This window comes from Acidovorax sp. DMC1 (genome assembly GCF_056314325.1).
On record NZ_JBQUYO010000003.1, the window covers coordinates 556,291 to 578,399 of the forward strand.

Sequence of the window (22,109 nt, forward strand, 5' to 3'; positions counted from 1 at the left end):
GCTTGCGCCAGCGGGGTGGACACCACCAAAAGGTGGCAATGACCCGTTTTGCGTCAGTCGCGTGAAAGCGTCAGCCCGTTGCCAGAAGCTCGGGCCTACAATTGTCACAATTATCCAATTCTCACCATGCACCGCGTCGGCCCACAACCACAACGACAAAGCCTCAGGCCGTGCATGGCCGCCTGCCAGGAGCCATCCAGGGCCCGGCACGCAGACCCGGTTTCAACTTCTGGAGCTTTCCCATGTCTGCACTTTTCAGCCCGACCGCCCTGGTCGTACCGTTTGAAAACCTGAGAATGACCGATGTCGAGGTCGTTGGCGGTAAAAACGCCAGCCTCGGCGAGATGATCTCCCAACTGCCGCAAGGCGTGCGCGTGCCCACCGGGTTCGCCACCACCGCCCACGCGTTCCGTGAATTCCTGGCCTACGACGGCCTGGCCGACCGCATCAGCTCCAAGCTCAAGAGCCTGGACACCGAAGACGTGCGCGCCCTCGCGCAGGTCGGCGCCGAAATCCGCGCCATGGTCGAGGCCCAGCCCTTCCCGGCCGACCTGCAAAAGGCCATTGCTGACGAATTTGCCAAGCTGAGCGCGGGCAACCCCGCTGCCTCGTTTGCCGTGCGCTCGTCCGCCACGGCCGAAGACTTGCCCGACGCATCGTTTGCCGGCCAGCAGGAAACCTTCCTGAACGTGGTGGGCATCGACGAAGTCATGCACAAGATGAAGGAAGTGTTCGCGTCGCTGTACAACGACCGCGCCATCTCCTACCGCGTGCACAAGGGTTTCGAGCACGACGTGGTCGCCCTGTCCGCTGGCGTGCAGCGCATGGTGCGCTCCGACCTCGGCGCAGCAGGTGTGATGTTCACCATCGACACCGAATCCGGCTTTGAAGACGTGGTGTTCATCACCAGCAGCTACGGCCTGGGCGAGACGGTGGTGCAGGGCGCCGTGAACCCCGACGAGTTCTACGTGCACAAGCCCATGCTCCAAGCGGGCAAGAAGGCGCTGATCCGCCGCAACCTGGGCAGCAAGCTGATCCAGATGGTGTTCTCCACGCCCGAGGAAAAGGCCGCCAGCGGCAAGCTGGTCAAGACCATTGATGTGCCCACCGAGCAGCGCAACCGCTACTCGCTGACCGACGCCGACGTGGAGCAACTGGCCCGCTACGCGCTGGTGATTGAACAGCACTACGGCCGTCCCATGGACATCGAATGGGGCAAGGACGGCACTGACGGCCAGCTGTACATCCTGCAGGCCCGTCCCGAGACGGTGAAGAGCCAGGCCAAGGGCCAGGCCGAGCTGCGCTACAAGCTCAAGGGCCACGGCACCGTGCTGGCCGAAGGCCGCGCCATTGGCCAGAAGATCGGCACCGGCCCCGTGCGCCTGGTGCACAACATTTCCGAAATGGACAAGGTCCAGCCCGGTGATGTGCTGGTGACCGACATGACAGACCCCAACTGGGAGCCCGTGATGAAGCGCGCCAGCGCCATCGTCACCAACCGGGGCGGCCGCACTTGCCACGCCGCCATCATTGCGCGCGAGCTGGGCATTCCGGCGGTGGTGGGCTGTGGTGACGCGACCGAGCGCCTGAAAGACGGCACGCTGGTCACGGTGAGCTGCTCCGAGGGCGACACGGGCAAGATTTACGACGGCCTGCTCGAAACCGAGGTGACCGAAGTGCAGCGCGGCGAGATGCCCTCCATCAAGACCAAGATCATGATGAATGTGGGCAACCCCCAACTGGCGTTTGACTTTGCCCAGCTGCCCAACGCTGGCGTGGGTCTGGCCCGCCTCGAGTTCATCATCAACAACAACATCGGCGTGCACCCCAAGGCGATCCTGGACTACCCCCAGATCGACGCCGATCTGAAGAAGGCCGTGGAATCCGTGGCCCGTGGCCATGCATCGCCCCGCGCGTTCTATGTGGACAAGGTCGCTGAAGGCGTGGCCACCATCGCTGCCGCCTTCTGGCCCAAGCCCGTCATCGTGCGTTTGTCGGACTTCAAGTCCAACGAGTACCGCAAGCTCATCGGCGGCAGCCGTTACGAGCCCGAGGAAGAAAACCCGATGCTGGGCTTCCGCGGCGCCGCCCGCTACATCAGCGAAGACTTCGGCGAAGCCTTTGCGATGGAATGCGAAGCGCTCAAGCGCGTGCGCAACGACATGGGCCTGACCAACGTGCAGGTGATGGTGCCCTTTGTGCGCACGCTGGGCCAGGCCGAGCGCGTGACCAAGCTGCTCGCATCGCATGGCCTGCAGCGCGGCAAGGACGACCTCAAGGTCATCATGATGTGCGAAGTGCCCAGCAACGCCATCCTGGCCGAGCGCTTCCTGGAGTTCTTCGACGGCTTCTCCATCGGCTCCAACGACCTGACCCAGCTGACCCTGGGCCTGGACCGCGACTCGGGCCTGGAGCTGCTGGCCCAGGACTTTGACGAGCGCGACCCTGCCGTCGAGGCACTGATCCACCAGGCCATCAAGGCCTGCCTGGCCCAGGGCAAGTACATCGGCATCTGCGGCCAGGGCCCCAGCGACCACCCTGACTTTGCGCAGTGGTTGGCCAAGGAAGGCATCTCGTCGATCTCGCTCAACCCCGACAGCGTGATTGCCACCTGGCAGCAACTGGCAGGCTGACGCACCGACCGGGCTGCCCTGTGCACCATGTGCCCACTGCACCACCCGCCATCGCGTCCGTGATGCCGCGCCCGTGATGCCGTTGCAGCAGCCCGCCAAACGCCCCGCCGACGCCGAGATGGCGGGGCCGTTTCCCCCCGATTTGCACGACGTGCGCCATCTGTGGCTCAAGGCAGGTTTGCTCCTGCTCTGGGCCCTGGTGTCGTTTGGCGCCACCTACTTCGCCCGCGACCTGCAGGTGCTGGTGGTGGGGGGCTGGCCCCTGGGCTACTGGATTGCGGCGCAGGGTGCGGTGCTGGTGTTCATCGCGATCGTGGTCGCTTACGGCTGGGCCATGAACCACTTTGAGCGGCAGGACCAGCAGCAGCGCGAGGCGCTGGAGCTTTCCGCCCCTGCCGCAGAAGACCGCACCCATGGCTGAGCGCAAGCCGGGCAGCGCTGCGGCGGACCGCGCCTATTTGTGGCGGTTGCACCGCATCCTGGCGCTGTACGTGGCGGGGGTGCTGGGTTTTCTGGCCCTGATGACCTGGGCCGAGCACCAGGGGCTGTCGCGCCACTGGATCGGCCCGATTTTTCTGTTCCTCACCGTGATGGTGTACGCCGGCATCGGCGTGTACGGCCGCACGACCGACCCTGAGGACTACTACGTGGCGGGGCGGCGCATTCCGCCCATGTACAACGGCATGGCCACGGCGGCCGACTGGATGAGTGCGGCGTCCTTCATCAGCCTGTCGGGCGCGCTGTACCTGCAGGGCTTCTCGGGCACGCCAGGGCAGGCCGGTGGTTTGGCCTATCTGCTGGGGTGGACAGGGGGCTTCTGCCTGGTCGCCATGCTGATTGCGCCGCACCTGCGTGCCATGGGGCTGTACACGATTCCCGATTTTTTCCATGTGCGTTTTGGCGGGCGCTGGCCGCGCGTCATCGCTGCGCTGGCTGCCGTCTTGTGCTCGTTCACTTACGTGGTGGCGCAGATCTACGGCGTGGGGCTGATTGCGTCGCGCCTCACCGGCGTGCAGTTCGAAATCGGCATCATGCTGGGCCTGGGCGGGGTGCTGCTGTGCTCGTTCCTGGGCGGCATGCGGGCCATCACCTGGACGCAGGTGGCGCAGTACGTGGTGCTGCTGCTGGCGTTCATGATCCCGGTGTCTTGGCTGGCGTACAAGCAACTGGGCAACCCGCTGGCGCCGCTGGTGTATGGCGCGCAGATCAGCAAGATTGCCGACCTGGAGGCGCAGCTGCTCGACTCCCCGGCCGAGCACCAGGTGGTACAGGCCTACCTGCAGCGCGCCAAGGACTTCGAGGCACGCCTGCAGGATGTGGATGCGGCCCTTGAGCGAGAGCGTGAAAAGGGCCGTGAGCGCATCCGGGCGCTGCGTGCGCAGAACGCGGATGTGGGCCTTATCGTCTCCGCCAGCCGCGAGCTGGCCGCGCTGCCGCGCGATGCGGCTTCTGCGCGCGAACGCTGGACCCGCGAGATGCGCGAGAACTACGAGCGCGCGCGCCCCCTGGGCGGGCTGCCGCCCCACAGCCAGGCCTATGCGGGTGACCCCCATGGCACGCCGGAGGAGCAACGCGACTACGAGCTCACGCGCCGTAACTTCCTCGCGCTGATGTTCTGCCTGATGGTGGGCACCGCCGGGTTGCCCCACCTGCTGACCCGGTACTACACGTCGCCCACGGTGTCGGCGGCGCGCGCGTCGGTGGGCTGGTCGCTGTTTTTCATTGCGCTGCTGTACCTCAGCGCGCCCGCGCTGGCGGTGCTGGTGAAGTTCGAGGTCATGCAGAACCTGGTGGGCAGCAGTTTCGAGGCCCTGCCCACCTGGATGGCCCAATGGGCGCGGGTGGACAGCTCGCTGCTGTCGGTCGAAGACGTGAACGGCGATGGCCTGATCCAGTTTGGCGAGATCCGTCTGGGGGCCGACCTCATCATGCTGGCTACGCCCGAATTGGGCGGGCTGCCCTATGTGGTGTCGGGCCTGGTGGCGGCGGGGGGGTTGGCAGCGGCGCTGTCCACGGCCGACGGTTTGCTGCTCACCATCAGCAACGCGCTGGTGCGCGATCTCTATTTTCAGGACACGCGCCGCCAGGCGTCGCCTGAGCAGCGCGTGATCTTGACCAAGTTCACGCTGCTGGCCGTGGCCTTGTCGGCTGCGTTTGTAGCAGCGCTCAAGCCGTCCGAAATTTTGCCCATGGTGTCGGCCTCGTTCTCGCTGGCGGCGTCGGCCTTTGTGCCGGTGATGGTCCTGGGCATCTTCTGGCGGGGCACCACGCGGCAAGGCGCGGTGGCCGGCATGCTGGGCGGACTGGCCATCACGGTGTACTACATGCTGTCGCATGTGCCGGCCATGCAGGTGCTGCCGCGTTGGCTGCTGGCCGACGGGTTGTGGTTTGGCATCCAGCCCATCTCGGCGGGGGTGTTTGGGGTGCCGTGTGGCCTGCTTGTGACCCTGGTGGTCAGCCGGATCACCCGGCCTGCGCCGCCGCTGCCCCGCATCCGCTCGGAGATGTGAGGGTGGGCACTGCGCGGGGGTTATGTGTAAACCCCGATTTGCAGAGGTGCCAAAACATGGGATTCTGGTTTGCGGGTGATAGTCTTGCGGCCTTCCCCACCCTTGCTCATAACTAGGAGACTCATGGTTCTCGTCAAAACCCCCGCAGGCCAGGAAGCACTCAAGGACCGCCACGGCAGCCTGAGTTCACGCCAGCGCTCGGCCTTCATTTTGTTTGACGGCAAGCGCACCACGGGGGAGATTTTGGCGGCCACGGCGGCCATGGGCATCACGCAGGACGACGTGCAGGCCATGATCGCCCAGGGGCTGCTGGCACCGGTGGGTGGGCAGATGCCTGCGGCTGCAGCCAACCCGGTGGCTGGCCAAGCCGCCCCTGCGTTGGCAGAGGCTCCTGCCACCGATCTGGGCACCGTGGAGTCGCCGGTTGAGGGCTCGGGACGCTCTCCCATGGAGCGCTACAAGGCGGCCTATCCCATCGCCACCGAGCTGACGGCGGGTCTTGGCCTGCGCGGTTTTCGCTTGAATCTGGCGGTAGAAGGTGCTGGCAGCTTTGAAGACCTCGCCGCCCTGGCCCCCAAGATCCGCGAGGCGGTGGGTGATGCCAAGTTCGAGCGGCTGGACAAGGCACTGTTTGATTGAGGCTCTGGGGTTCTGGCGCGCTCTGGCTGGATAGGAGCGTGGGGACTCAAACTCTGCAGACCGTTCGCCAGACAGGCGAGCATGAAAAAAGCGGCCCGAGGGCCGCTTTGGTTTTGGCGATGCAGACCGGAAGGGGGCTGAGATCAGCGGCCCACCTTCAGCAGTTCCACGTCGAACTTGAGCGTGGCGTTCGGGGGGATCACGCCGCCCGCGCCGCGTGCGCCGTAGCCCAGGGCGGCGGGGATGATCAGCGTGCGCTGGCCGCCGATCTTCATGCCTTGCACGCCTTCGTCCCAGCCCTTGATGACCATGCCGGCGCCCAGTGCAAATTCAAAGGGGTCGTTGCGGTCGCGGCTGGAGTCGAACTTGGTGCCTTGCTCGCCGTTGTTGTACAGCCAGCCGGTGTAGTGCACCGACACGTTCTGGCCCTTGGTGGCTTCGGCGCCTTCGCCCACGGTGGTGTCTTCGTATTGCAGGCCGGATGCGGTGGTGGTCAGTGCCATGGGAATTCCTTGGTTACTATTAAAAGTATAGCTTCAGGCGCATGTATTGATTGCGCTTGAAGCTATTTTGACCCCCATTTTAACGAAAGCCCCGCGCGGAGGTCCGGCGGGGCTTTTCCCTGCGGGGCAGGGCAAACGGGGGAGGGAAGAGGGCTCAGGCCTTCTTGGCGCGGCCTGCGACCCAGCGGGTGGCAAAGGCCTGCACGTCCGACAGGCGCTTGAGCAGGTCAGCGCCCGAGGGGGTGACGGTGTAGCCGTCGCTGCCATGGTCCACAAAACCGGCTTCGCGCAGCTCTTTGATGCGGGTGTTCAGCGTGTTGGGGGTGATGCCACCCACGCTGTCCTGCAGCAGGCGGAACGTCTGGGGGTGGCCGTCCTTCAGGGCCCACAGCACGCGCAGCGCATAGCGGCATTCAAGTTTCTCGAAAAGCTGGTTGATGGAAGCATTTTCTTTGGAGCTCATGGACGCTTCTCCTCGCGCAAGTGTTGGATCTGGATTCAGTGCGGGCGGCCGTCAACCGGGCCCGCTGATGCGCTGAGACTATAGCGCGGAACCCATTTTGCTACAAGTTTAGTAGCTCAGAACGCACAGCACACATGCGCTAGTGGCGAAAAATACAATGTTGCGTATCAAACTGTTGCGACAGGGCCACGGTTTTTGGCCCTGGTCAGGCACGCCCCAGCCCCGCCAGATGCCCCACCAGCAACTGGGCCGCAGGGGGCAGCCACTGGGCGCTGCGGTAGCAGATGGCAAAGCGCCGCTGGGCCCAGGGGTCGCTCAGCGGGACGATGCGCACCGGCGCCAGCTGGGCAAACGGCAGGGCCACCTCGCGCGGCACCACGCTGATGGCGAGGTTGGCGCGCACCACCCGCAGCGCGGCGTCAAAGTTGGACACCAGCACGCGGTGGGCCAGCATTTTCCCTTCCACGGCAGCGGCGCGCGCCAGCAGCACCTGCACCGCGCTCAGTGCAGGCATGCTGACGAATTCATGCTCCAGCACGTCGGCAAACCGCACGCTCTGCAGCTGGGCCACGGGGTGCGACTCGTGCGCCACTACGGCCAGGTGGTCGCTGCGGTAGGCGCTGGTTTCCAGACCCGACAGGTCGGCCGCGTCCCAGCAGATGCCGATGGACGCGCTGCCGTCGCGCACGCCTTGCACCACGTCCGGGCTCACGCGTTCTTCCAGGCTGATCTGGATATTGCGGTGCGCCGGGTCTTGCAAGAAGGCCGCCACGTCGTCGGCCAGCGACTCAGCCATGACCGAGGCCGTGACCAGCATGCGCACATGGCCGCGCGTGCCGGTGGCGTAGGCCGCCATGTCGCGCTCGATCTGCCCCACGCTGGCCAGCATGGTGCGGGCGTGCTCCAGCAGCGTCTCGCCCGCCGGGGTGGGCACCACGCCCCGGCGCTTGCGCAGCAGCAGCGGCGTGCCCACGGTGTCTTCCAGCTGCGCCAGCCGCTTGCTGATGGCCGAGCCCACGATGGACTCCTGCTCCGCCACGCGCGCAATGCTGCGCTGCTCGCACACGGCGGCAAAGAGGCGCAGGGTCTGCAGATCCAGGTCGCGCATGGCAAACCTCCAAGTATTGTGATGTTCCGTTTGGGAATGTTATGGCTTCCGAGATGTATTTTCTGATTCATTCGGGAATTTTTAGAATCTTGCCCAGACCCACCCCAAAGAGACATCCCGTGCACACCTCCCCGATCCCGTCCGACCTGCAGCCCCCGGTGGCCCGCGCCATCGTCCGCGAAGTGGGCCTGCGTGACGGCCTGCAAAGCATTGCCACGGTGGTGTCCACCGCGCACAAGATCGACTGGCTCAACGCCGCCTACGCCGCCGGCCAGCGCGAGATCGAGGTGGGCTCCTTCGTGCCCGCCCGCCTGCTGCCCCAGCTGGCCGACACGGCCGAGGTGCTGGCCCATGCCAAAACGCTGCCCGGCCTGGTGGCCTCGGTGCTGGTGCCCAATTTAAAGGGCGCCGAGCGCGCGCTGGAGCAGGGTGCCGACTTGATGATCGTGCCCCTGTCCGCCAGCCACGCCCACAGCATGGCCAACCTGCGCAAGACCCCCGACGAGGTGGTGGCCGAGGTGGCCCGCATCCGCGCGCTGCGCGACGCGAGCGGCAGCCGCACCCTGATCGAAGGTGGCGTGGGCACGGCCTTTGGCTGCACCCTGCAGGGCGAGGTGGCTGAGAGCGAAGTGCTGCGCCTGATGCAGGCGCTGCTGGATGCGGGCGCCGACCGCGTGAGCCTGGCCGACACCGTGGGCTATGCCGATCCGGCTGCGGTCGCCCGCCTGTTTGGCAAAGCGCGTGCGCTGGTGGGCGACCGCCTGGCCTGCGCGCACTTCCATGACACGCGCGGCATGGGCCTGGCCAATGTGTATGCCGCCTGGCAGGCAGGCATCACGCGCTTTGATGCCTGCCTGGCGGGCATCGGCGGCTGCCCGCACGCGCCGGGCGCCAGCGGCAATGTCACCACCGAAGACCTCGTGTTCATGCTGGAGCGCATGGGCATCGCCACCGGCATCGATGTGACTGCGCTGCTCGCGCTGCGCCAGCGCGTGGCCGGATGGCTGGCGGGCGAGACCCTGCATGGCACCCTCTGGCAGGCCGGGCTGCCGCAGAATGCCGCACCCGCCGTGCTGCGTGAAGCAGCAACGGCCTGAACCCCTTTCTGAACGCTCTGAACATGCACGACACATCCGCCCCTCTCTCGTCCCCCCGCCTGCCGCTGGAAGGCCTGCGCGTGGTGGAGTTCACCCACATGGTCATGGGCCCCACCTGCGGCATGGTGCTGGCCGACCTGGGGGCCGAGGTCATCAAGGTCGAGCCGGTGGACGGCGACCGCACCCGCCACCTGCTGGGCGCGGGCGCGGGCTTCTTCCCCATGTTCAACCGCAACAAGAAGAGCATTGCGCTCGACCTGCGCAGCCCCGAGGGCCTGGCGGTGGCGCGCAAGCTGGCCGCATCGGCCGACGTGGTGGCGCAGAACTTCAAGCCCGGCGTGATGACCAAATACGGCCTGGACTATGCCGCGCTGAGCCAGGTCAACCCGCGCCTCATCTACGTCAACCACACCGGCTTCTTGCCCGGCCCGTACGAGCACCGCACGGCGCTGGACGAGGTGGTGCAGATGATGGGCGGCCTGGCCTACATGACCGGCCGCCCTGGCGACCCGCTGCGCGCGGGCAGCAGCGTGAACGACATCATGGGCGGCATGTTCGGTGCCATCGGTGCCATGGCGGCGCTGATGCAGCGCGGCATCACCGGGCGCGGGCAGGAGGTGGACTCGGCCCTGTTCGAGAACAACGTGTTCCTGGTCGGCCAGCACATGATGCAGTACGCCGTCACCGGCAAACCGGCCGCGCCCATGCCCGACCGCATCTCGTCCTGGGCCGTGTACGACGTGTTCAGCGTGAAGGACGGCGGGCAGATCTTTTTGGCCGCCGTGAGCGATGCGCAGTGGCAGACCTTCTGCGACGCCATGGGCTATGCCGACCTGAAGGCCGACACCAGCCTGGCCACCAACAACGACCGCGTGCGCGCCCGCCCCACGCTGATGCCCCTGCTGCGCGAGCGTCTGGCGCAGCACACGGCCGACGAACTGGCGGCCATCTTCGAGCGCCACGGCCTGCCGTTTGCCCCCATCCGCCGGCCCGAAGAGCTGTTTGACGACCCACACCTGCAAGCCACGGGCGGCCTGGCCGACATCACGCTGCCCGATGGCGAGCGCGCCGGGCAGACCGCGCAGATCACGCTGATGCCGTTGCGCATGGACGGCCAGCGTCTGGATGTGCGCTGCGACCCGCCGCGCCTGGGCCAGCACACGGCCGAGCTGCTGCGGGGCCTGGGCTACACCGCCGATGAAGTGGCCGCGCTGCAGGCCAGCGGAGCCATTGCCTGATTTTTCCTTGACGACCGGGGCACCTCACGCGGCGCAGACCGCAGGCCCCGGATTCCAACCCCACTACCGGAGACAACCGTGCCCCAGCCCACCCCCGCTTTTGACTCGCCCCGCATAGCGCCTGACCCCCACGGCCTGCCTACGCGCCGCCAGGCCCTGGCCACCGGCGCCGCCGCGCTGGCGGCTGCGGCCTGGGGCCTGCCGCGCGTGGCCCGCGCCCAGGGCGACGGCAAACCGTTGCGTGTGATCCTGCCGCTGTCGGCGGGCTCGGGGGCTGACGGCGCCATCCGCGCCATCAGCACCAGCCTGGCCAAGGCGCTGGGCCAGCCCATCGTCATCGAGAACCTGCCGGGCGCGGGCGGCATCACCGGCACCACGCAAATCGTGAGGGCGCCCAAGGACGGCTCGGTGATCGGCGTGGTGTCCAACAACCACGTGGTCAACCCCAGCGTGTACAAGAACATCCCGTTCGACTCGCTGGCCGACATCACGCCCATCACCATCCTGGGGGCCACGCCGTTTGTGCTGGTCGCGCACCCTGCGGTACCCGCCAAGACGGTGCAGGAGCTGATCGCGCTGGCCAAGTCCAAACCGGGTGTGCTCAACTACGGCTCGTCGGGCAACGGCACCATCCTGCATCTTGGTGCGGCCATGTTCGTGGACCAGGCCAAGCTCGACATCAAGCACATCCCCTACCGGGGCATGGGCCCGCTGATGAACGACATTTTGGGCGGGCAAGTGCAGCTGGGCGTGGTGGCGGTGGCACCGGCGGCTGCGCACATCAAGGCGGGCTCATTGCGCGCCCTGGGCGTGACCACGGCCACCCGCGTGGCGGCATTGCCGGGCGTGCCCACCATCGCCGAGCAAGGGCTGCCGGGCTATGAGCTGGACGGGTGGATTGCCCCGGTGGCGCCTGCGGGCCTGCCCAAGGCGGAACTGGCGCGGCTGTACAACGGCTTCAAGGCCGCCATGGAGATGCCCGAGGCGCGCGACGCGCTGATTGCGCAGGGTTACGAGATCAAGCTCACCCCGCCTGAGCCAGCAGCCGCCTTCTTCCGCAGCGAAGCGGCGCGCATGGCACAGGTGGTGAAGAACGCCAACGTGAAGATCGACTGACGCAGCGCAGAGAGAGGCCGCCTGCGGCGTGTTTTTGCAGGGCGTCAGGCCGGTTTTGAGGGTTTTTCGGCGCATGCGCAAGTGCAATATGCCTGAGCAGCTATCGTATTAATAGCATTCGCGTGAACGCTAGGGCACTGCCTCCGCAGGCCTGCGGTGCCATCGCAGGTCAGCGTGAGGGGCAACTGCTCTGCGCGCCCGATGTCAGGCGCGCGGCGCGGGCAGTGCAGTGTGGGTGTGGCGCAGGCGGAACACCTCCACGGCCTGTACCAGTTGCTGCGCTTGCCCGCTCAGGCTGCCTGCGGCGGCGGCGCTTTCTTCGACCAGGGCAGCGTTCTGCTGCGTGGCCTCGTCCATGCGTACGATGGCCTGCGTCACGCGCAGCATGTCGCTGGTCTGCGCGGCGCTGGCCTGGCTGATCTCTTCCATCAGCGCGCTCACGCCCTGGATGGACGACACCACCTCGGCCATGGTGGTGCCTGCATTGCGCGCCAGGTCCGAGCCGGCCTGCACGCGCTCCACGCTGGTCTGGATGAGCTGCTTGATCTCGCGCGCGGCGCTGGCGCTGCGGGTGGCGAGGTTGCGCACCTCGCTGGCCACCACGGCAAAGCCCCGGCCTTGTTCGCCCGCGCGCGCGGCCTCGACGGCGGCATTGAGCGCGAGGATGTTGGTCTGGAACGCGATGCCGTCGATGACGCCAATGATGTCGGCAATGCGGCGCGAGCTGTCCTGGATGCCCTGCACCACCTCCACCATCTGTGTGACCACATCGCCCCCCCGCTGCGCCACGGTGGCGCCGTTGCGCGCCAGCTCGTTCGCGCGCTGGGCGTTGGAGGCGTTCTGCTGCACGGTGGACTGCAGCTGCTGCATGGACGAGGTGGTCTCGTCCAGCGACGAGGCCTGCTCTTCGGTGCGATGGCTCAGGTCGGCGTTACCCTGGGCGATTTCAGCGCTGGCGCTGGCCACGCCTTCAGCGTTGCTGCGCACGCCGGAGACCACGTTTTCGAGGTTGTCTTGCATGGCCCGCAGGGCCTCCAGCAGGCGCGCGGGCTCATCCTTGCCCTCGACCTCGATGCGTGTGGTCAGGTCGCCCGCCGCCACCTTGTGCGCCACCGACACCGCCACACCCAACGGGCGCACCACCGACCGCGTCAGCAGCCAGCCCGCGCAGGCCCCCAGCGCCGTGACCAGTGCAAGGGCGACCAGACTGCTGAACAGTGCGCGCCGGGCGTCTTGCGCTGCTTCCTGGGCGATGGCCGCACTGCTCGCGGCCACCTGCTGGCTCAGCTCGGTGAGCAGCTTGGCGGGGCCCTGGTCGATGTCGGCCACGTCCGCATCGCCGGCCGACGGCACAAAGCCGAGCGACTGGAACACTTCAAAGCCTTTGCGGTAGCCCTGCGCCATCTGCGCGTGGGCCTGGGTGAACTTTTGCAGCGCCGCTTTTTCCTGCGCGTCGGTCAGCTGGGGCTCCAGCGCCTTGGCGGCATCGGCCACCCGCTTTTCACTGGCCTGGAACGCGTTCCAGTGCAGCTCGCGCTTGCGCGAGTCCTCGCCCCGCAGCAGGGTGTTCTTCCACTCCAGCACCTGGGTCTTGAACTCGCTTTCCATGCGGCTCACGGCACGCTCCTGCGCGACGCGCTGTTGCACCGTGGTGTCGTAGGTGCCCAGCGTTCGGTACAGAGCGGCGATGCCGAACAGCGCGGCCCCCAGCAGCAGGGCCAGCACCAGGCCCAGGGCCGTTGCCATGCGTGCGCCGATGGAGTAGTTGGACATTTTCATCAGAGGCTCCAAAGGTTCTGCAGTGGACCCGGAGGGCCTGGTGGTGAGATCAGGCCTTCAGCTTGAGCAAATAGACCATCACGCGGGCGGTGGTGAGGTCCAGTTCCATGAACTCTGCCAAATCCTTGCCGGTGAGCCAAGAGGGTTCCCACCGGTTCTGTTTGAGCGTGCGCAGCCAGGATTCGTGGTGGGTGGCGGCCTCGACAGCGGCCAGCATCTCCGCAGCGCGCGCGGCGGGCACGCCCTTGCCGGTGAACACGCCCCGCCAGTTCGCCATCACGGCGTCCAGCCCTTGTTCGCGGAACGATGGCAGACCAAAGACGCTGCGGCGCGACGACACGCCCACCGCGCGCAGCTTGCCGCTGGCAATCGCATCGTTGAACTCGCTGTAGCCCGACAGGCCCAGCGCTGCGTTGCCTGACAGCACGGCCTCGACCACCTCGGCACCACCGGGGAAGGGCTTGTAGACCAGTCCTTCGGGGTTGGCCTTGGCCGCACGCGCCAGCACGCCCGCGTAGATGTGGTCCACGCCACCCGCAGAGCCGCCGGCAATCGGTACGGCCTTGAGGTCAGCGCGCATTGCGTCGGCCAGGTCCTTGGTGGTCTTGATGGGCGAATTGGCTGCCACAGCGGCCACCAGGTAGTCGCTGGTGAGTCGCGCCAGGGGCTGGATGTGGGTCATGTCCACCGCAGGCTTTTGCAGCGCCACGGCGCCCACCATCACCATGCCGCCCATCAGCAGCGTGTTGGGGTCGTTGCTGTACTTTTCGGCGTACTTGGCCAGGCCAATGGTCCCGCCCTTGCCGCCGATGTTTTCGTACTCCACCTGGTCCGCAGCGCCCGCAGCGACCATGGCGGCGCCCAGGGCGCGGCCTGTCTGGTCCCAGCCGCCACCGGCATTGGCCGGGATCACGATGCGCACGGTGCCTGCCAGCTTGGCTGCCTTGGCGGCTGCCGGGGCAGGGCGTGCAGCCGTCGCAGCGCTCTGTGCCCAGGCGGAAGGGCCGAGCGTGCTCCAGGCCAGGGCGGTAGCGACAGATTGGGCGATGGCCCGGCGGCGGTCGATGGCTGCAGACATGGAAAGTCCTTTGACAAGTGGGGAGGCAGGAAAGGCGTCGGGAATCAGATATTCAGGCCGCTGCAGGAGCGCCCTGAGTGTGTTTGCGCGTTGCCACGCCGAGGCAACGCCGTCAGCCGGTGGGGTATGCGCAGGGAAGGACCTGCGCACCACCACCTGGGCTGCGCGCAATGGTCGCCAGCCAAGCTGTCAGTCTGCTGTCGCTGGCATCAGGGTAAACGCGGGGTTGGGGGCGCCATCCAGAGCGGTCGAGCGGATCTGTGCACCATGAAAAACGCCCTGCGCCGCAGGTGCGGGGCAGGGCGTTGGAGCCAGCAAAGGCTGGGTTGAGACGCTTACGGCGCTTACAGCGAGTCGATGAAGCTGCGCAGCTTGTCGGAGCGGCTGGGGTGCTTGAGCTTGCGCAGCGCCTTGGCTTCTATTTGGCGGATGCGCTCGCGGGTCACGTCGAACTGCTTGCCCACTTCTTCCAGCGTGTGGTCGCTGGTCATCTCGATACCGAAGCGCATGCGCAGCACCTTGGCTTCGCGCGGGGTCAGGCCATCGAGGATGTCCTTGACCACGTCGCGCAGGCCGGCCTGCATGGCGGCTTCGATGGGGGCGGTGTTGGCACCGTCCTCGATGAAGTCGCCCAGGTGGCTGTCGTCGTCGTCCCCGATGGGCGTTTCCATGGAGATTGGCTCCTTGGCGATCTTCATGATCTTGCGGATCTTGTCCTCGGGGATTTCCATCTTGGCCGCCAGGATGGACGCATCGGGCTCGAAGCCAAACTCTTGCAAGTGCTGGCGGCTGATGCGGTTCATCTTGTTGATCGTCTCGATCATGTGCACCGGGATACGGATGGTGCGCGCCTGGTCGGCGATCGAGCGGGTGATGGCCTGGCGAATCCACCAGGTGGCATACGTCGAGAACTTGTAGCCCCGGCGGTATTCGAACTTGTCCACCGCCTTCATCAGGCCGATGTTGCCTTCCTGGATCAGGTCGAGGAACTGCAGGCCACGGTTGGTGTACTTCTTGGCAATCGAGATCACGAGGCGCAGGTTGGCCTCGATCATTTCCTTCTTGGCATCGCGCGAGGTGGCTTCACCTTCGTTCATGCGCTTGTTGATGCCTTTGAGCTCGGCCAGCGGCACCACGACGCGCGACTGCAGGTCGATCAGCTTTTGCTGCAGATCCTGGATGGGCGGGATGTTGCGCGCCATCACGGCCGACCAGGGCTTGCCAGCGGCGGCCTGCTTCTCGACCCACTGCAGGTTCAGCAGGTTGGGCGGGAAGTCCTTGATGAAGGTCTCCTGCGGCATGCCGCACTTGTCCACGATGATGCGGCGCAGCTCGCGCTCTTTCTTGCGCACATCGTCCACCTGGCTGCGCACCATGTCGCACAGCTTCTCGATGGTCTTGGCGGTGAAGCGGATGGTCATCAACTCGGCCGACAGGGCCTGCTGGGCCTTGATGTAGGCAGGCGTGCCATAGCCTTCCTTGTCGTACACCTTGTGCACTTTTTCAAACAGCTCGCGCAGCTTGTCAAAGCGCTCCAGCGCCTGCTTCTTGAGTTCTTCGAGCTTCTTGGTCAGCGCCTTGCTGCCGCCCTTGCCGTCGTCGTCGTCGGCTTCGTCGAATTCGTCGAAGTCTTCTTCGGCCACATAGTCGTCGGCCTCATTGGGGTTGGAGAAGCCGTCCACGATGGTCGAGATGACGACTTTGCCTTCGCGGATTTCCTCGCCCATGTTGAGGATCTCGGCGATGGTGGCGGGCGATGCACTGATCGCCTCCATCATGGCCATCAGGCCGCCTTCGATGCGCTTGGCGATTTCGATTTCGCCTTCGCGGGTCAGCAGCTCCACCGTGCCCATTTCGCGCATGTACATGCGGACCGGGTCGGTGGTGCGGCCGAATTCCGAGTCCACGGTGGACAGCGCGGCTTCGGCAGCTTCTTCAGCTTCTTCTTCGGTGGCACCTGCGGGAGCGTTGTCCGTGATGATCAGCGCTTCGGCGTCAGGCGTCTGCTCGTACACCGCCACGCCCAGGTCGTTCAGGGTGGTGATGACGGCTTCGAGGGTTTCGGCATCGACCAGCTTGTCGGGCAAGTGGTCGTTGATTTCCACGTGCGTGAGGTAGCCGCGGGTCTTGCCCAGCTTGATCAGGGCCTTCAGGCGCTGGCGGCGCTTTTGCATGTCTTCTTCGGACAGGACGGTTTCGTCCAGGCCGAATTCCTTCATCAAGGCGCGTTCCTTCGCCTTGCTGATCTTCATGCGCAGGGGCTTGACCTTCTCGACCGTGGCGGCGGCCTCAGGGGTCTCTTCGATCTCGCCTTCGAGGTCGGCTTCGATGTCCGACAGGTCGGTATCGTCCACGCTCTCATCGCCACCGGCGGCTGCCTTGGGCTTGCGGCCGCGCTTGGCGGGGGCTTTGGCTTCGGCGGCACCAGCGGCCTTGGCAGGGCGGCCAGGCTTTTTCTTGGGCGCTTCTTCGTCGTCGGCAGCTGCGGCGACGGCCTTGGCGCGGGCAGGTTTTTTCTTCAGCAACTCATCGGCAGCTTTGATCAGCTCGGCGGTACTTTTCACGGGCACAGTTTTCACTTTCTTGGCGACCGGGGCGGGCGCAGCGGCAGCGGCCTTTTTGGGGGCCGCCTTGGCCGGCGCTTTGGCCGCGGTTTTGGAGACAGCCTTTGCGGCAGTGCCTGAGGCAGACTTGGGCGACTTCGCGGACTTTTGAGCGGGCATGGAGCAACCTCAGAATCAAAAACGGACACAAAGAAAACGCAAGCGCCTCAGATCCCGGCGCGGGTGGCAACGCAAAGCAACAGGGGCTTTGCGCTTGAGGGGGAGCCCTCAGCGGCAAGATGTCTGGGCGATCATTTGGTGTGCAGTCCTTGCGATAAGTGGGCCCATCAGCGCATAGGTGCGCGTTTGTCACGGTGGCCCGGCTCGGAGGTGCTGCTGTCGCTCTTGCCTAATAACTAACCTTATATTATACCGCCCCCACCCGATTCAAGTGGTTTTTGGCGCTATTTGCTCCAGCTCCTTGCGCTTGTCGGCCAGCGCCCGGTAGCGCTCCAGGGCAGACGGGTCTTGTGCCACCTGCAGCACCAGCACTTTTTGCTGCTCCTTGATGTCTTCGATCTGCATGCGGGTAAGCAGGTCGCGCAGCTCCAGCCGCAATTCGTGCAGCTCGCCCTCGGTCTGCGCGTGCGAGCCGGTCATCACCTTGACGGCCAGTTCTTCGCACTCGTGATCGCGCAGGCTCTCGCGCAGCACGGCCCAAGCCAGGGGGCCGTGTTCGTGGAACTGTGCCTCCAGCCACGCGAACAGCGGCCCATGGGGCCCCGGCTGGGCCGCCAATATGGTGTGGTCGTCGTGCGTCAGCTCTTCCAGAAACGCCATGTGCGACAGCAGCAGCCGCGCGGCGTGGTCGGCGCGGCTCATGGCCGGCGTGCGGGGCAGGCGGGGTTGGGGCGGCCAGGGGGCGTCCTTGTCGCGCTTTTTCCAGCCGCCGCCGCTTTTCCAGTCGCCCCCCTTGCGAAATGGGGGCTTGCTGCCGCCATAGCCGCTTTGGCCACTGTGACCGTTTGGGCCTCCGTAGCCGCCCTGGTGGCTGTAGCTGCCGTATCCGGGGTCGTAGGCCGGGCCCGCAGATTCGGGGTGGGGCTGCCAGCCATCGGCGTCGGGCGGGGCGTCCCAGCTGGGGGCGTCATCGGCCGTGGGGCGGGGCTGTTGGCGCTGGGGGGGCGCGTGGTGCGCGGCGCGCACGCCGTCGCGGGCGGCAGCCTGGCCCCACAGGTCCGACAGGTCGCGGGCATTGAGCTGGGTCAGCTCGGCCAGCTCGCCCAGCAGCTGGCGTTTGAGTACGCCATCGGGCAGCGCCGTCCACAGTGGCCGTGCGTTGCTGGCCATGTGGGCGCGGCCCTCGGCGGTGGCCAGGTCGCAGCCCTCGCTGGCTGCTTCCACCAGAAACCGGCTCAGCGGTGTCGCTTGCTCGACATGGCGCGCAAACGCGTCCGTACCGTGCTCGCGGATGAAACTGTCCGGGTCGTGCTCGGCGGGGAGGAACAGAAACTTGATGCTGCGCGTGTCGGTCGCATGGGGCAGGGCGCCGTCCAGCGCCTTGCGGGCCGCACGCCGCCCGGCGCTGTCGCCGTCAAAACTGAAAACCACCGCGTCCGTAAACCGCAGCAGCTTTTGCACATGCTCGGGCGTACATGCCGTGCCCAGCGTGGCCACCGCGTTCGGAAAGCCCAGCTGCGCCAGCGCCACCACGTCCATGTAGCCCTCGGTGACGAGTGCGTACCCCGCCTCGCGGATGGGCGTGCGGGCCTCGAACAGGCCGTACAGCTCGCGCCCCTTGTGGAACACCGGGGTTTCGGGGGAGTTGAGGTACTTGGGCTTGTCGTCGCCCAGCACCCGGCCGCCAAAGCCGATGTATTCGCCTTTGACGTTGCGGATGGGGAACATCACCCGGTCGCGAAACCGGTCGTAGCGTTTGCCGCCGTCTTCGTCGTTGACGATGACCAGGCCGCTTTCCTCCAGCAGCGGGTCGTCGTAGCTCGGGAACACGCTGGCCAGGCTGCGCCAGCCCTCGGGTGCGTAGCCCAGGCCATAGCGCTTGGCCACCGCGCCCGAGACGCCCCGGCCCTTGAAGTACCCGATGGCGCGCTGCGACTCGCGCAGGTGGCGGCGGTAGGCGTCGGCGGCTTTCTCCAGCACCTCGTTCAGCGTGGCTTGTTTCTGTCGCGCGGCGGCGGCGCGTTCCTTTTCCTGCGGGGAGATGTCGTCATCGGGCACCTGCAGGCCCACGCTCTGGGCCAGGTCCTGGACGGCCTCGACGAACCCCATGCCCGCGTGGTCCATCAGAAAGCTGATGGCATTGCCGTTCTTGCCGCAGCCAAAGCAGTGATAGAACTGCTTGGCGGGGCTGACGCTGAAGGAGGGCGACTTCTCTCCGTGAAAGGGGCACAGCCCCATGAAATTGGCGCCGCCTTTTTTCAGCTGGACGTAGCGCCCCACGATGTCCACCACGTCCACACGGGTGAGCAGTTCCTGAATGAAAGACTGAGGGATCGTCACGCGCCCTATTGTCCGCGTAAACTCTTTGTAACCAGTTATTGCTGGAAAGGCTTTTGGCATGGGGTTCGCGGCACGGGGGCGGGTGTGGTGGGGTGGGGCGCTGCACAGGTGGTGCGCCAGCCTGCCCGCCTTTCTGCTGGCCCTGGTGGGGCTCACGCTGCTGCTGCCGGGGGCTGCGCGGGCCGAGGCGGTGCTGCGGGTGCTGGCCTGGCCGGGATATGCGGACCCTGACTTTGTGGCGGTGTTCGAGAAGCGCCATGGGGTCAAGGTGGAGATCACCATCGTGGCATCGGACGACGTCTTGCGCGCCAAGATGGAGAGCACCGAGGGCCCGGGGTTTGACCTGGTGGCTGCCAACACGGCAGAAATTGCGCGGCTGATCCTGCACGACAAACTCGCACCGTTGCCGCTGGGCAACATCCGCAACACCGCCGGGCAGCTGCCCCGGTTTCGCCAGCTGCACACCATCTCGGGCATTGGCTGGCGGGGCGAGGTTTACGCCATGCCCTTCACCTACTCCGAGATGGGGCTGGTGTACGACCGCCAGCAGTTCAGCACGCCCCCGCAGTCGATTGCTGTGCTGTGGGACCCGCGCTGGCAGGGCAAGGTGCTGGCTTTTGACGGCAGCAGCCACGGTTTTTCGCTCGCGGCCATGCGCCGGGGCCTGCCGCCGTTTCGCATCGACCCGGACCGCTTCAGCCCCCTGGCCAAGGACCTGGTCGCACTGCGGCGCAACGTGCGGTCGTTCTACAGCCTGCCGGAGGAGTCGGTGGAGCTGTTTCGCAAGCACAAGGTGGCGGTGATGCATGCCAACTACGGCCAGCAGCAGCTCAAGCAGCTGCGCGATGCAGGGCTGGATGTGGGCTATGTGGTGCCCAAGGAGGGCGCGCTGGCCTGGCTGGACTGCTGGGCCATCACCCGCCGCTCCACCCAGGTGGCGCTGGCTGCCGAGTGGATCAACTACATGCTCGACCCGGCCGTGAGCCGCGAGTTCACGCGGCGCCAGGGCCTGGCCAACACCCTGGACGAGCCGCCTGCGCTGGCGGGCGAAGTGCCGGGGGGCACCATGGGCCCCATCGTGTGGCTGGAGCCGGTGGAAGACGAAGCCCTGCGCGCCCGCCTGTGGCAACGCATCGTGTCGGGCGACCGACCCAACCGGTTCTGACAGGTTCTGACCCATGGCCCGCTTCCAATGGAGCATCGCGCTGAAGCTGGGGGCCCTGTTGGCCTCGTTCAGCGTGTTCGCGGCCATTCTGGCGGGCTATTACACCTTTGATTCGAGCCGCGAACGCCTGCAGGGTCGGGCTGAGCGCTCGCTGCTGGCCACCACGCAGGTGCTGGCGCGGCACATGCAGGCGGGTTTTGGCACGGTGGCGCGCGACACGGCCTTTCTGGCCGACGCCGCTGCCGTCGAACAAGACCAGGGGCGGCTGGCCGACCTGTTCAAGGCCAACCTGCAGGCCCATCCTGCGTATTTGCAGATCCGCTACATCAGCGCCAGCGACTATGGGCTGGAGCTGGTGCGCATCGACCGCCAGGGCGACAAGCTGGTGCGCGTGCCTGATGACCAGCTGCAGGAGAAGTCGCACTTTCCGTTTGTGTTCGAGGCCCTTAGCCTGCCCGACGGCGAGGTGTATGTGTCCGAATTCGGCATCAACCACGAAGACGCCGCACAGGAGGCTGCCGTGCCCGTGTTCAACATGGCGTCGCCCGTGGTGCAGGGGGGGCAGCTGCGGGGCGTGGTGGTGGTGCGGGTGGCGGCGGCGCCGTTCCTGCACAACTTCAACGCCGCGCTGCCCACCCCCTACGGGTTTTATCTGAGCAACCGCTGGGGCGACTTTTTAGTGCACCCGGACGCCACGCAGACCTTCGGCTTTGACCGGGGCCAGCGCATCCTGATCCAGGAGTCGTTCCCGCAGGTGGCCGCGCTGGTCGATGGTCGCGCCGAAGAGGCGGTGCTGAGCCAGCCAGGCACCGACGACGAAGAGGCGCGCGTGTTCGCCTTTGTGCGCATGCCCTTTGGTAACGCGGAAGAGGGGCGCTTCATGGTGGTGGGGCTCTCGCAGCCGCTGGCCGTGGTGCAGGGCGAGGTGCTGGACCTGGGGCGCAGCATCCTCAAGATCTTGCTGGTGCTCAGCGTGGTGGGTGTGGCCCTGGCGGCCGGCGTGTCGCGCCTGGTGACCCAGCCGCTGCAGGCCATGGTGAAGGCGGCGCAGGCGTTTTCGCGCGGGGAATCCCACGGCGCGTTGCCGGTGCACCGGGGCGACGAGGTGGGCGAGCTGGCCCGCAGCTTCCAGGACATGGAGCAGCAGATCAGCCGCCAGCTGGCCGAGCTGAACCTGAGCCGCGACGCCATGGCCCACCTGGCGCACCACGACGCTCTCACCGGCCTGCCCAACCGCCGCATGTTCGAGCAGCGCCTGGGCCAGGTGCTGGAGCTGTCGCGTCGCAGCGGCCGCAGCTGCGCCCTGCTGTTTGTGGACCTGGACGACTTCAAGGCCATCAACGACACGCGCGGGCACGCCGTGGGCGACCTGGTGTTGCAGGCCGTGGCCCGCACCATCGTCGGCGCTGTGCGGCAGGTGGACACCGTCGCCCGATTGGCCGGGGATGAGTTCACGGTGCTGTGCGAAAACGTGGATTCCGAAGAGGCCGCGCTGCAGATCGTGACCAAACTGCAGCACGCCTTCGAGCCGCCGCTGGACATTGACGGTGAGCCGCTGGCCGTGCGCGCCAGCATCGGCCTGAGCCTGTTTCCCCGCGACGCGCAGGATGCGCGCACACTCATGGCCAGTGCCGACGCGGCCATGTACCGCATCAAGCAAGGCCACAAGCGCAAGTTGTGAGACTGCGCGCTGCGGCCCACCTTGTCCACGCGCCGG

Annotated in this window: 16 protein-coding genes; 9 read left to right on the top strand and 7 right to left on the bottom strand. The window is 66.5% G+C overall.

Going from position 1 to position 22,109, the window contains the following annotated elements; translation table 11 throughout:
- Positions 1–242: 242 nt before the first annotated feature.
- From ppsA to ACT531_RS09850, 4 genes are all read left to right on the top strand, one after another.
- On the top strand, positions 243–2,633 hold the full coding sequence (ppsA, locus tag ACT531_RS09835; RefSeq protein ID WP_476017294.1) for a phosphoenolpyruvate synthase: 2,391 nt from the start codon (positions 243–245) through the stop codon (positions 2,631–2,633).
- A gap of 76 nt (positions 2,634–2,709) precedes the next feature.
- Positions 2,710–3,054, top strand: a complete 345-nt coding sequence (locus ACT531_RS09840; protein ID WP_476017334.1) for a DUF4212 domain-containing protein — start codon at positions 2,710–2,712, stop codon at positions 3,052–3,054.
- Complete coding sequence (locus ACT531_RS09845; protein ID WP_476017295.1) at positions 3,047–5,143, top strand: VC_2705 family sodium/solute symporter; 2,097 nt, start codon at positions 3,047–3,049, stop codon at positions 5,141–5,143. Before ACT531_RS09840 ends, ACT531_RS09845 begins: the two co-directional genes overlap by 8 nt.
- Before the next feature lie 123 nt (positions 5,144–5,266).
- Complete coding sequence (locus tag ACT531_RS09850; protein ID WP_476017296.1) at positions 5,267–5,782, top strand: hypothetical protein; 516 nt, start codon at positions 5,267–5,269, stop codon at positions 5,780–5,782.
- Between the two features lie 143 nt (positions 5,783–5,925).
- Here ACT531_RS09850 and ACT531_RS09855 read toward each other — a convergent pair whose 3' ends face one another.
- The 3 genes from ACT531_RS09855 to ACT531_RS09865 form a co-directional block, all read right to left on the bottom strand.
- Positions 5,926–6,285, bottom strand: a complete 360-nt coding sequence (locus tag ACT531_RS09855) for an FKBP-type peptidyl-prolyl cis-trans isomerase (RefSeq protein WP_476017297.1) — start codon at positions 6,283–6,285, stop codon at positions 5,926–5,928.
- A gap of 154 nt (positions 6,286–6,439) precedes the next feature.
- Positions 6,440–6,748: a winged helix-turn-helix transcriptional regulator gene (locus ACT531_RS09860; protein WP_015013381.1), complete on the bottom strand. Its 309-nt coding sequence runs from the start codon at positions 6,746–6,748 to the stop codon at positions 6,440–6,442.
- A gap of 205 nt (positions 6,749–6,953) precedes the next feature.
- Complete coding sequence (locus tag ACT531_RS09865) at positions 6,954–7,856, bottom strand: LysR family transcriptional regulator (RefSeq protein WP_476017298.1); 903 nt, start codon at positions 7,854–7,856, stop codon at positions 6,954–6,956.
- A 119-nt stretch (positions 7,857–7,975) separates the two neighbouring features.
- On the opposite strand from ACT531_RS09865, the gene ACT531_RS09870 reads away from it, so the two are divergent.
- From ACT531_RS09870 to ACT531_RS09880, 3 genes are all read left to right on the top strand, one after another.
- The gene (locus tag ACT531_RS09870) at positions 7,976–8,953 is read left to right on the top strand and encodes a hydroxymethylglutaryl-CoA lyase (protein WP_476017299.1); all 978 of its coding nucleotides are present in this window, start codon (positions 7,976–7,978) and stop codon (positions 8,951–8,953) included.
- A gap of 23 nt (positions 8,954–8,976) precedes the next feature.
- Positions 8,977–10,191: a CaiB/BaiF CoA transferase family protein gene (locus ACT531_RS09875; RefSeq protein ID WP_476017300.1), complete on the top strand. Its 1,215-nt coding sequence runs from the start codon at positions 8,977–8,979 to the stop codon at positions 10,189–10,191.
- A gap of 78 nt (positions 10,192–10,269) precedes the next feature.
- A complete protein-coding gene (locus ACT531_RS09880; RefSeq protein WP_476017301.1) occupies positions 10,270–11,307 on the top strand; it encodes a Bug family tripartite tricarboxylate transporter substrate binding protein in 1,038 nt (345 codons plus the stop codon).
- A gap of 204 nt (positions 11,308–11,511) precedes the next feature.
- Here ACT531_RS09880 and ACT531_RS09885 read toward each other — a convergent pair whose 3' ends face one another.
- From ACT531_RS09885 to dnaG, 4 genes are all read right to left on the bottom strand, one after another.
- Positions 11,512–13,086: a methyl-accepting chemotaxis protein gene (locus ACT531_RS09885; RefSeq protein ID WP_476017302.1), complete on the bottom strand. Its 1,575-nt coding sequence runs from the start codon at positions 13,084–13,086 to the stop codon at positions 11,512–11,514.
- Positions 13,087–13,135: 49 nt separating this feature from the next.
- Positions 13,136–14,164: a Bug family tripartite tricarboxylate transporter substrate binding protein gene (locus ACT531_RS09890; protein WP_209817041.1), complete on the bottom strand. Its 1,029-nt coding sequence runs from the start codon at positions 14,162–14,164 to the stop codon at positions 13,136–13,138.
- Between the two features lie 344 nt (positions 14,165–14,508).
- Positions 14,509–16,887: an RNA polymerase sigma factor RpoD gene (gene rpoD, locus ACT531_RS09895; RefSeq protein WP_476017303.1), complete on the bottom strand. Its 2,379-nt coding sequence runs from the start codon at positions 16,885–16,887 to the stop codon at positions 14,509–14,511.
- 267 nt (positions 16,888–17,154) lie between these two features.
- On the bottom strand, positions 17,155–19,227 hold the full coding sequence (gene dnaG / locus ACT531_RS09900) for a DNA primase (RefSeq protein WP_476017304.1): 2,073 nt from the start codon (positions 19,225–19,227) through the stop codon (positions 17,155–17,157).
- A 58-nt stretch (positions 19,228–19,285) separates the two neighbouring features.
- Between dnaG and ACT531_RS09905 the strand changes: the two genes are divergently transcribed.
- Positions 19,286–20,392, top strand: coding sequence for an ABC transporter substrate-binding protein (locus ACT531_RS09905; protein ID WP_476017305.1), 1,107 nt, complete (start codon positions 19,286–19,288; stop codon positions 20,390–20,392).
- Positions 20,393–20,405: 13 nt separating this feature from the next.
- Positions 20,406–22,073, top strand: a complete 1,668-nt coding sequence (locus ACT531_RS09910) for a diguanylate cyclase domain-containing protein (protein WP_476017306.1) — start codon at positions 20,406–20,408, stop codon at positions 22,071–22,073.
- Positions 22,074–22,109: the final 36 nt, after the last annotated feature.

Excerpts from the sequence above, each read along its gene's own strand:
- ppsA (WP_476017294.1), top strand. The coding sequence starts at position 243 with ATGTCTGCACTTTTCAGCCCGACCGCCCTGGTCGTACCGTTTGAAAAC.
- ACT531_RS09840 (WP_476017334.1), top strand. The coding sequence starts at position 2,710 with ATGCCGTTGCAGCAGCCCGCCAAACGCCCCGCCGACGCCGAGATGGCG.
- ACT531_RS09845 (WP_476017295.1), top strand. The coding sequence starts at position 3,047 with ATGGCTGAGCGCAAGCCGGGCAGCGCTGCGGCGGACCGCGCCTATTTG.
- ACT531_RS09850 (WP_476017296.1), top strand. The coding sequence starts at position 5,267 with ATGGTTCTCGTCAAAACCCCCGCAGGCCAGGAAGCACTCAAGGACCGC.
- ACT531_RS09855 (WP_476017297.1), bottom strand. The coding sequence starts at position 6,285 with ATGGCACTGACCACCACCGCATCCGGCCTGCAATACGAAGACACCACC.
- ACT531_RS09860 (WP_015013381.1), bottom strand. The coding sequence starts at position 6,748 with ATGAGCTCCAAAGAAAATGCTTCCATCAACCAGCTTTTCGAGAAACTT.
- ACT531_RS09865 (WP_476017298.1), bottom strand. The coding sequence starts at position 7,856 with ATGCGCGACCTGGATCTGCAGACCCTGCGCCTCTTTGCCGCCGTGTGC.
- ACT531_RS09875 (WP_476017300.1), top strand. The coding sequence starts at position 8,977 with ATGCACGACACATCCGCCCCTCTCTCGTCCCCCCGCCTGCCGCTGGAA.
- ACT531_RS09885 (WP_476017302.1), bottom strand. The coding sequence starts at position 13,086 with ATGAAAATGTCCAACTACTCCATCGGCGCACGCATGGCAACGGCCCTG.
- ACT531_RS09890 (WP_209817041.1), bottom strand. The coding sequence starts at position 14,164 with ATGTCTGCAGCCATCGACCGCCGCCGGGCCATCGCCCAATCTGTCGCT.
- rpoD (WP_476017303.1), bottom strand. The coding sequence starts at position 16,887 with ATGCCCGCTCAAAAGTCCGCGAAGTCGCCCAAGTCTGCCTCAGGCACT.
- ACT531_RS09905 (WP_476017305.1), top strand. The coding sequence starts at position 19,286 with ATGGGGTTCGCGGCACGGGGGCGGGTGTGGTGGGGTGGGGCGCTGCAC.
- ACT531_RS09910 (WP_476017306.1), top strand. The coding sequence starts at position 20,406 with ATGGCCCGCTTCCAATGGAGCATCGCGCTGAAGCTGGGGGCCCTGTTG.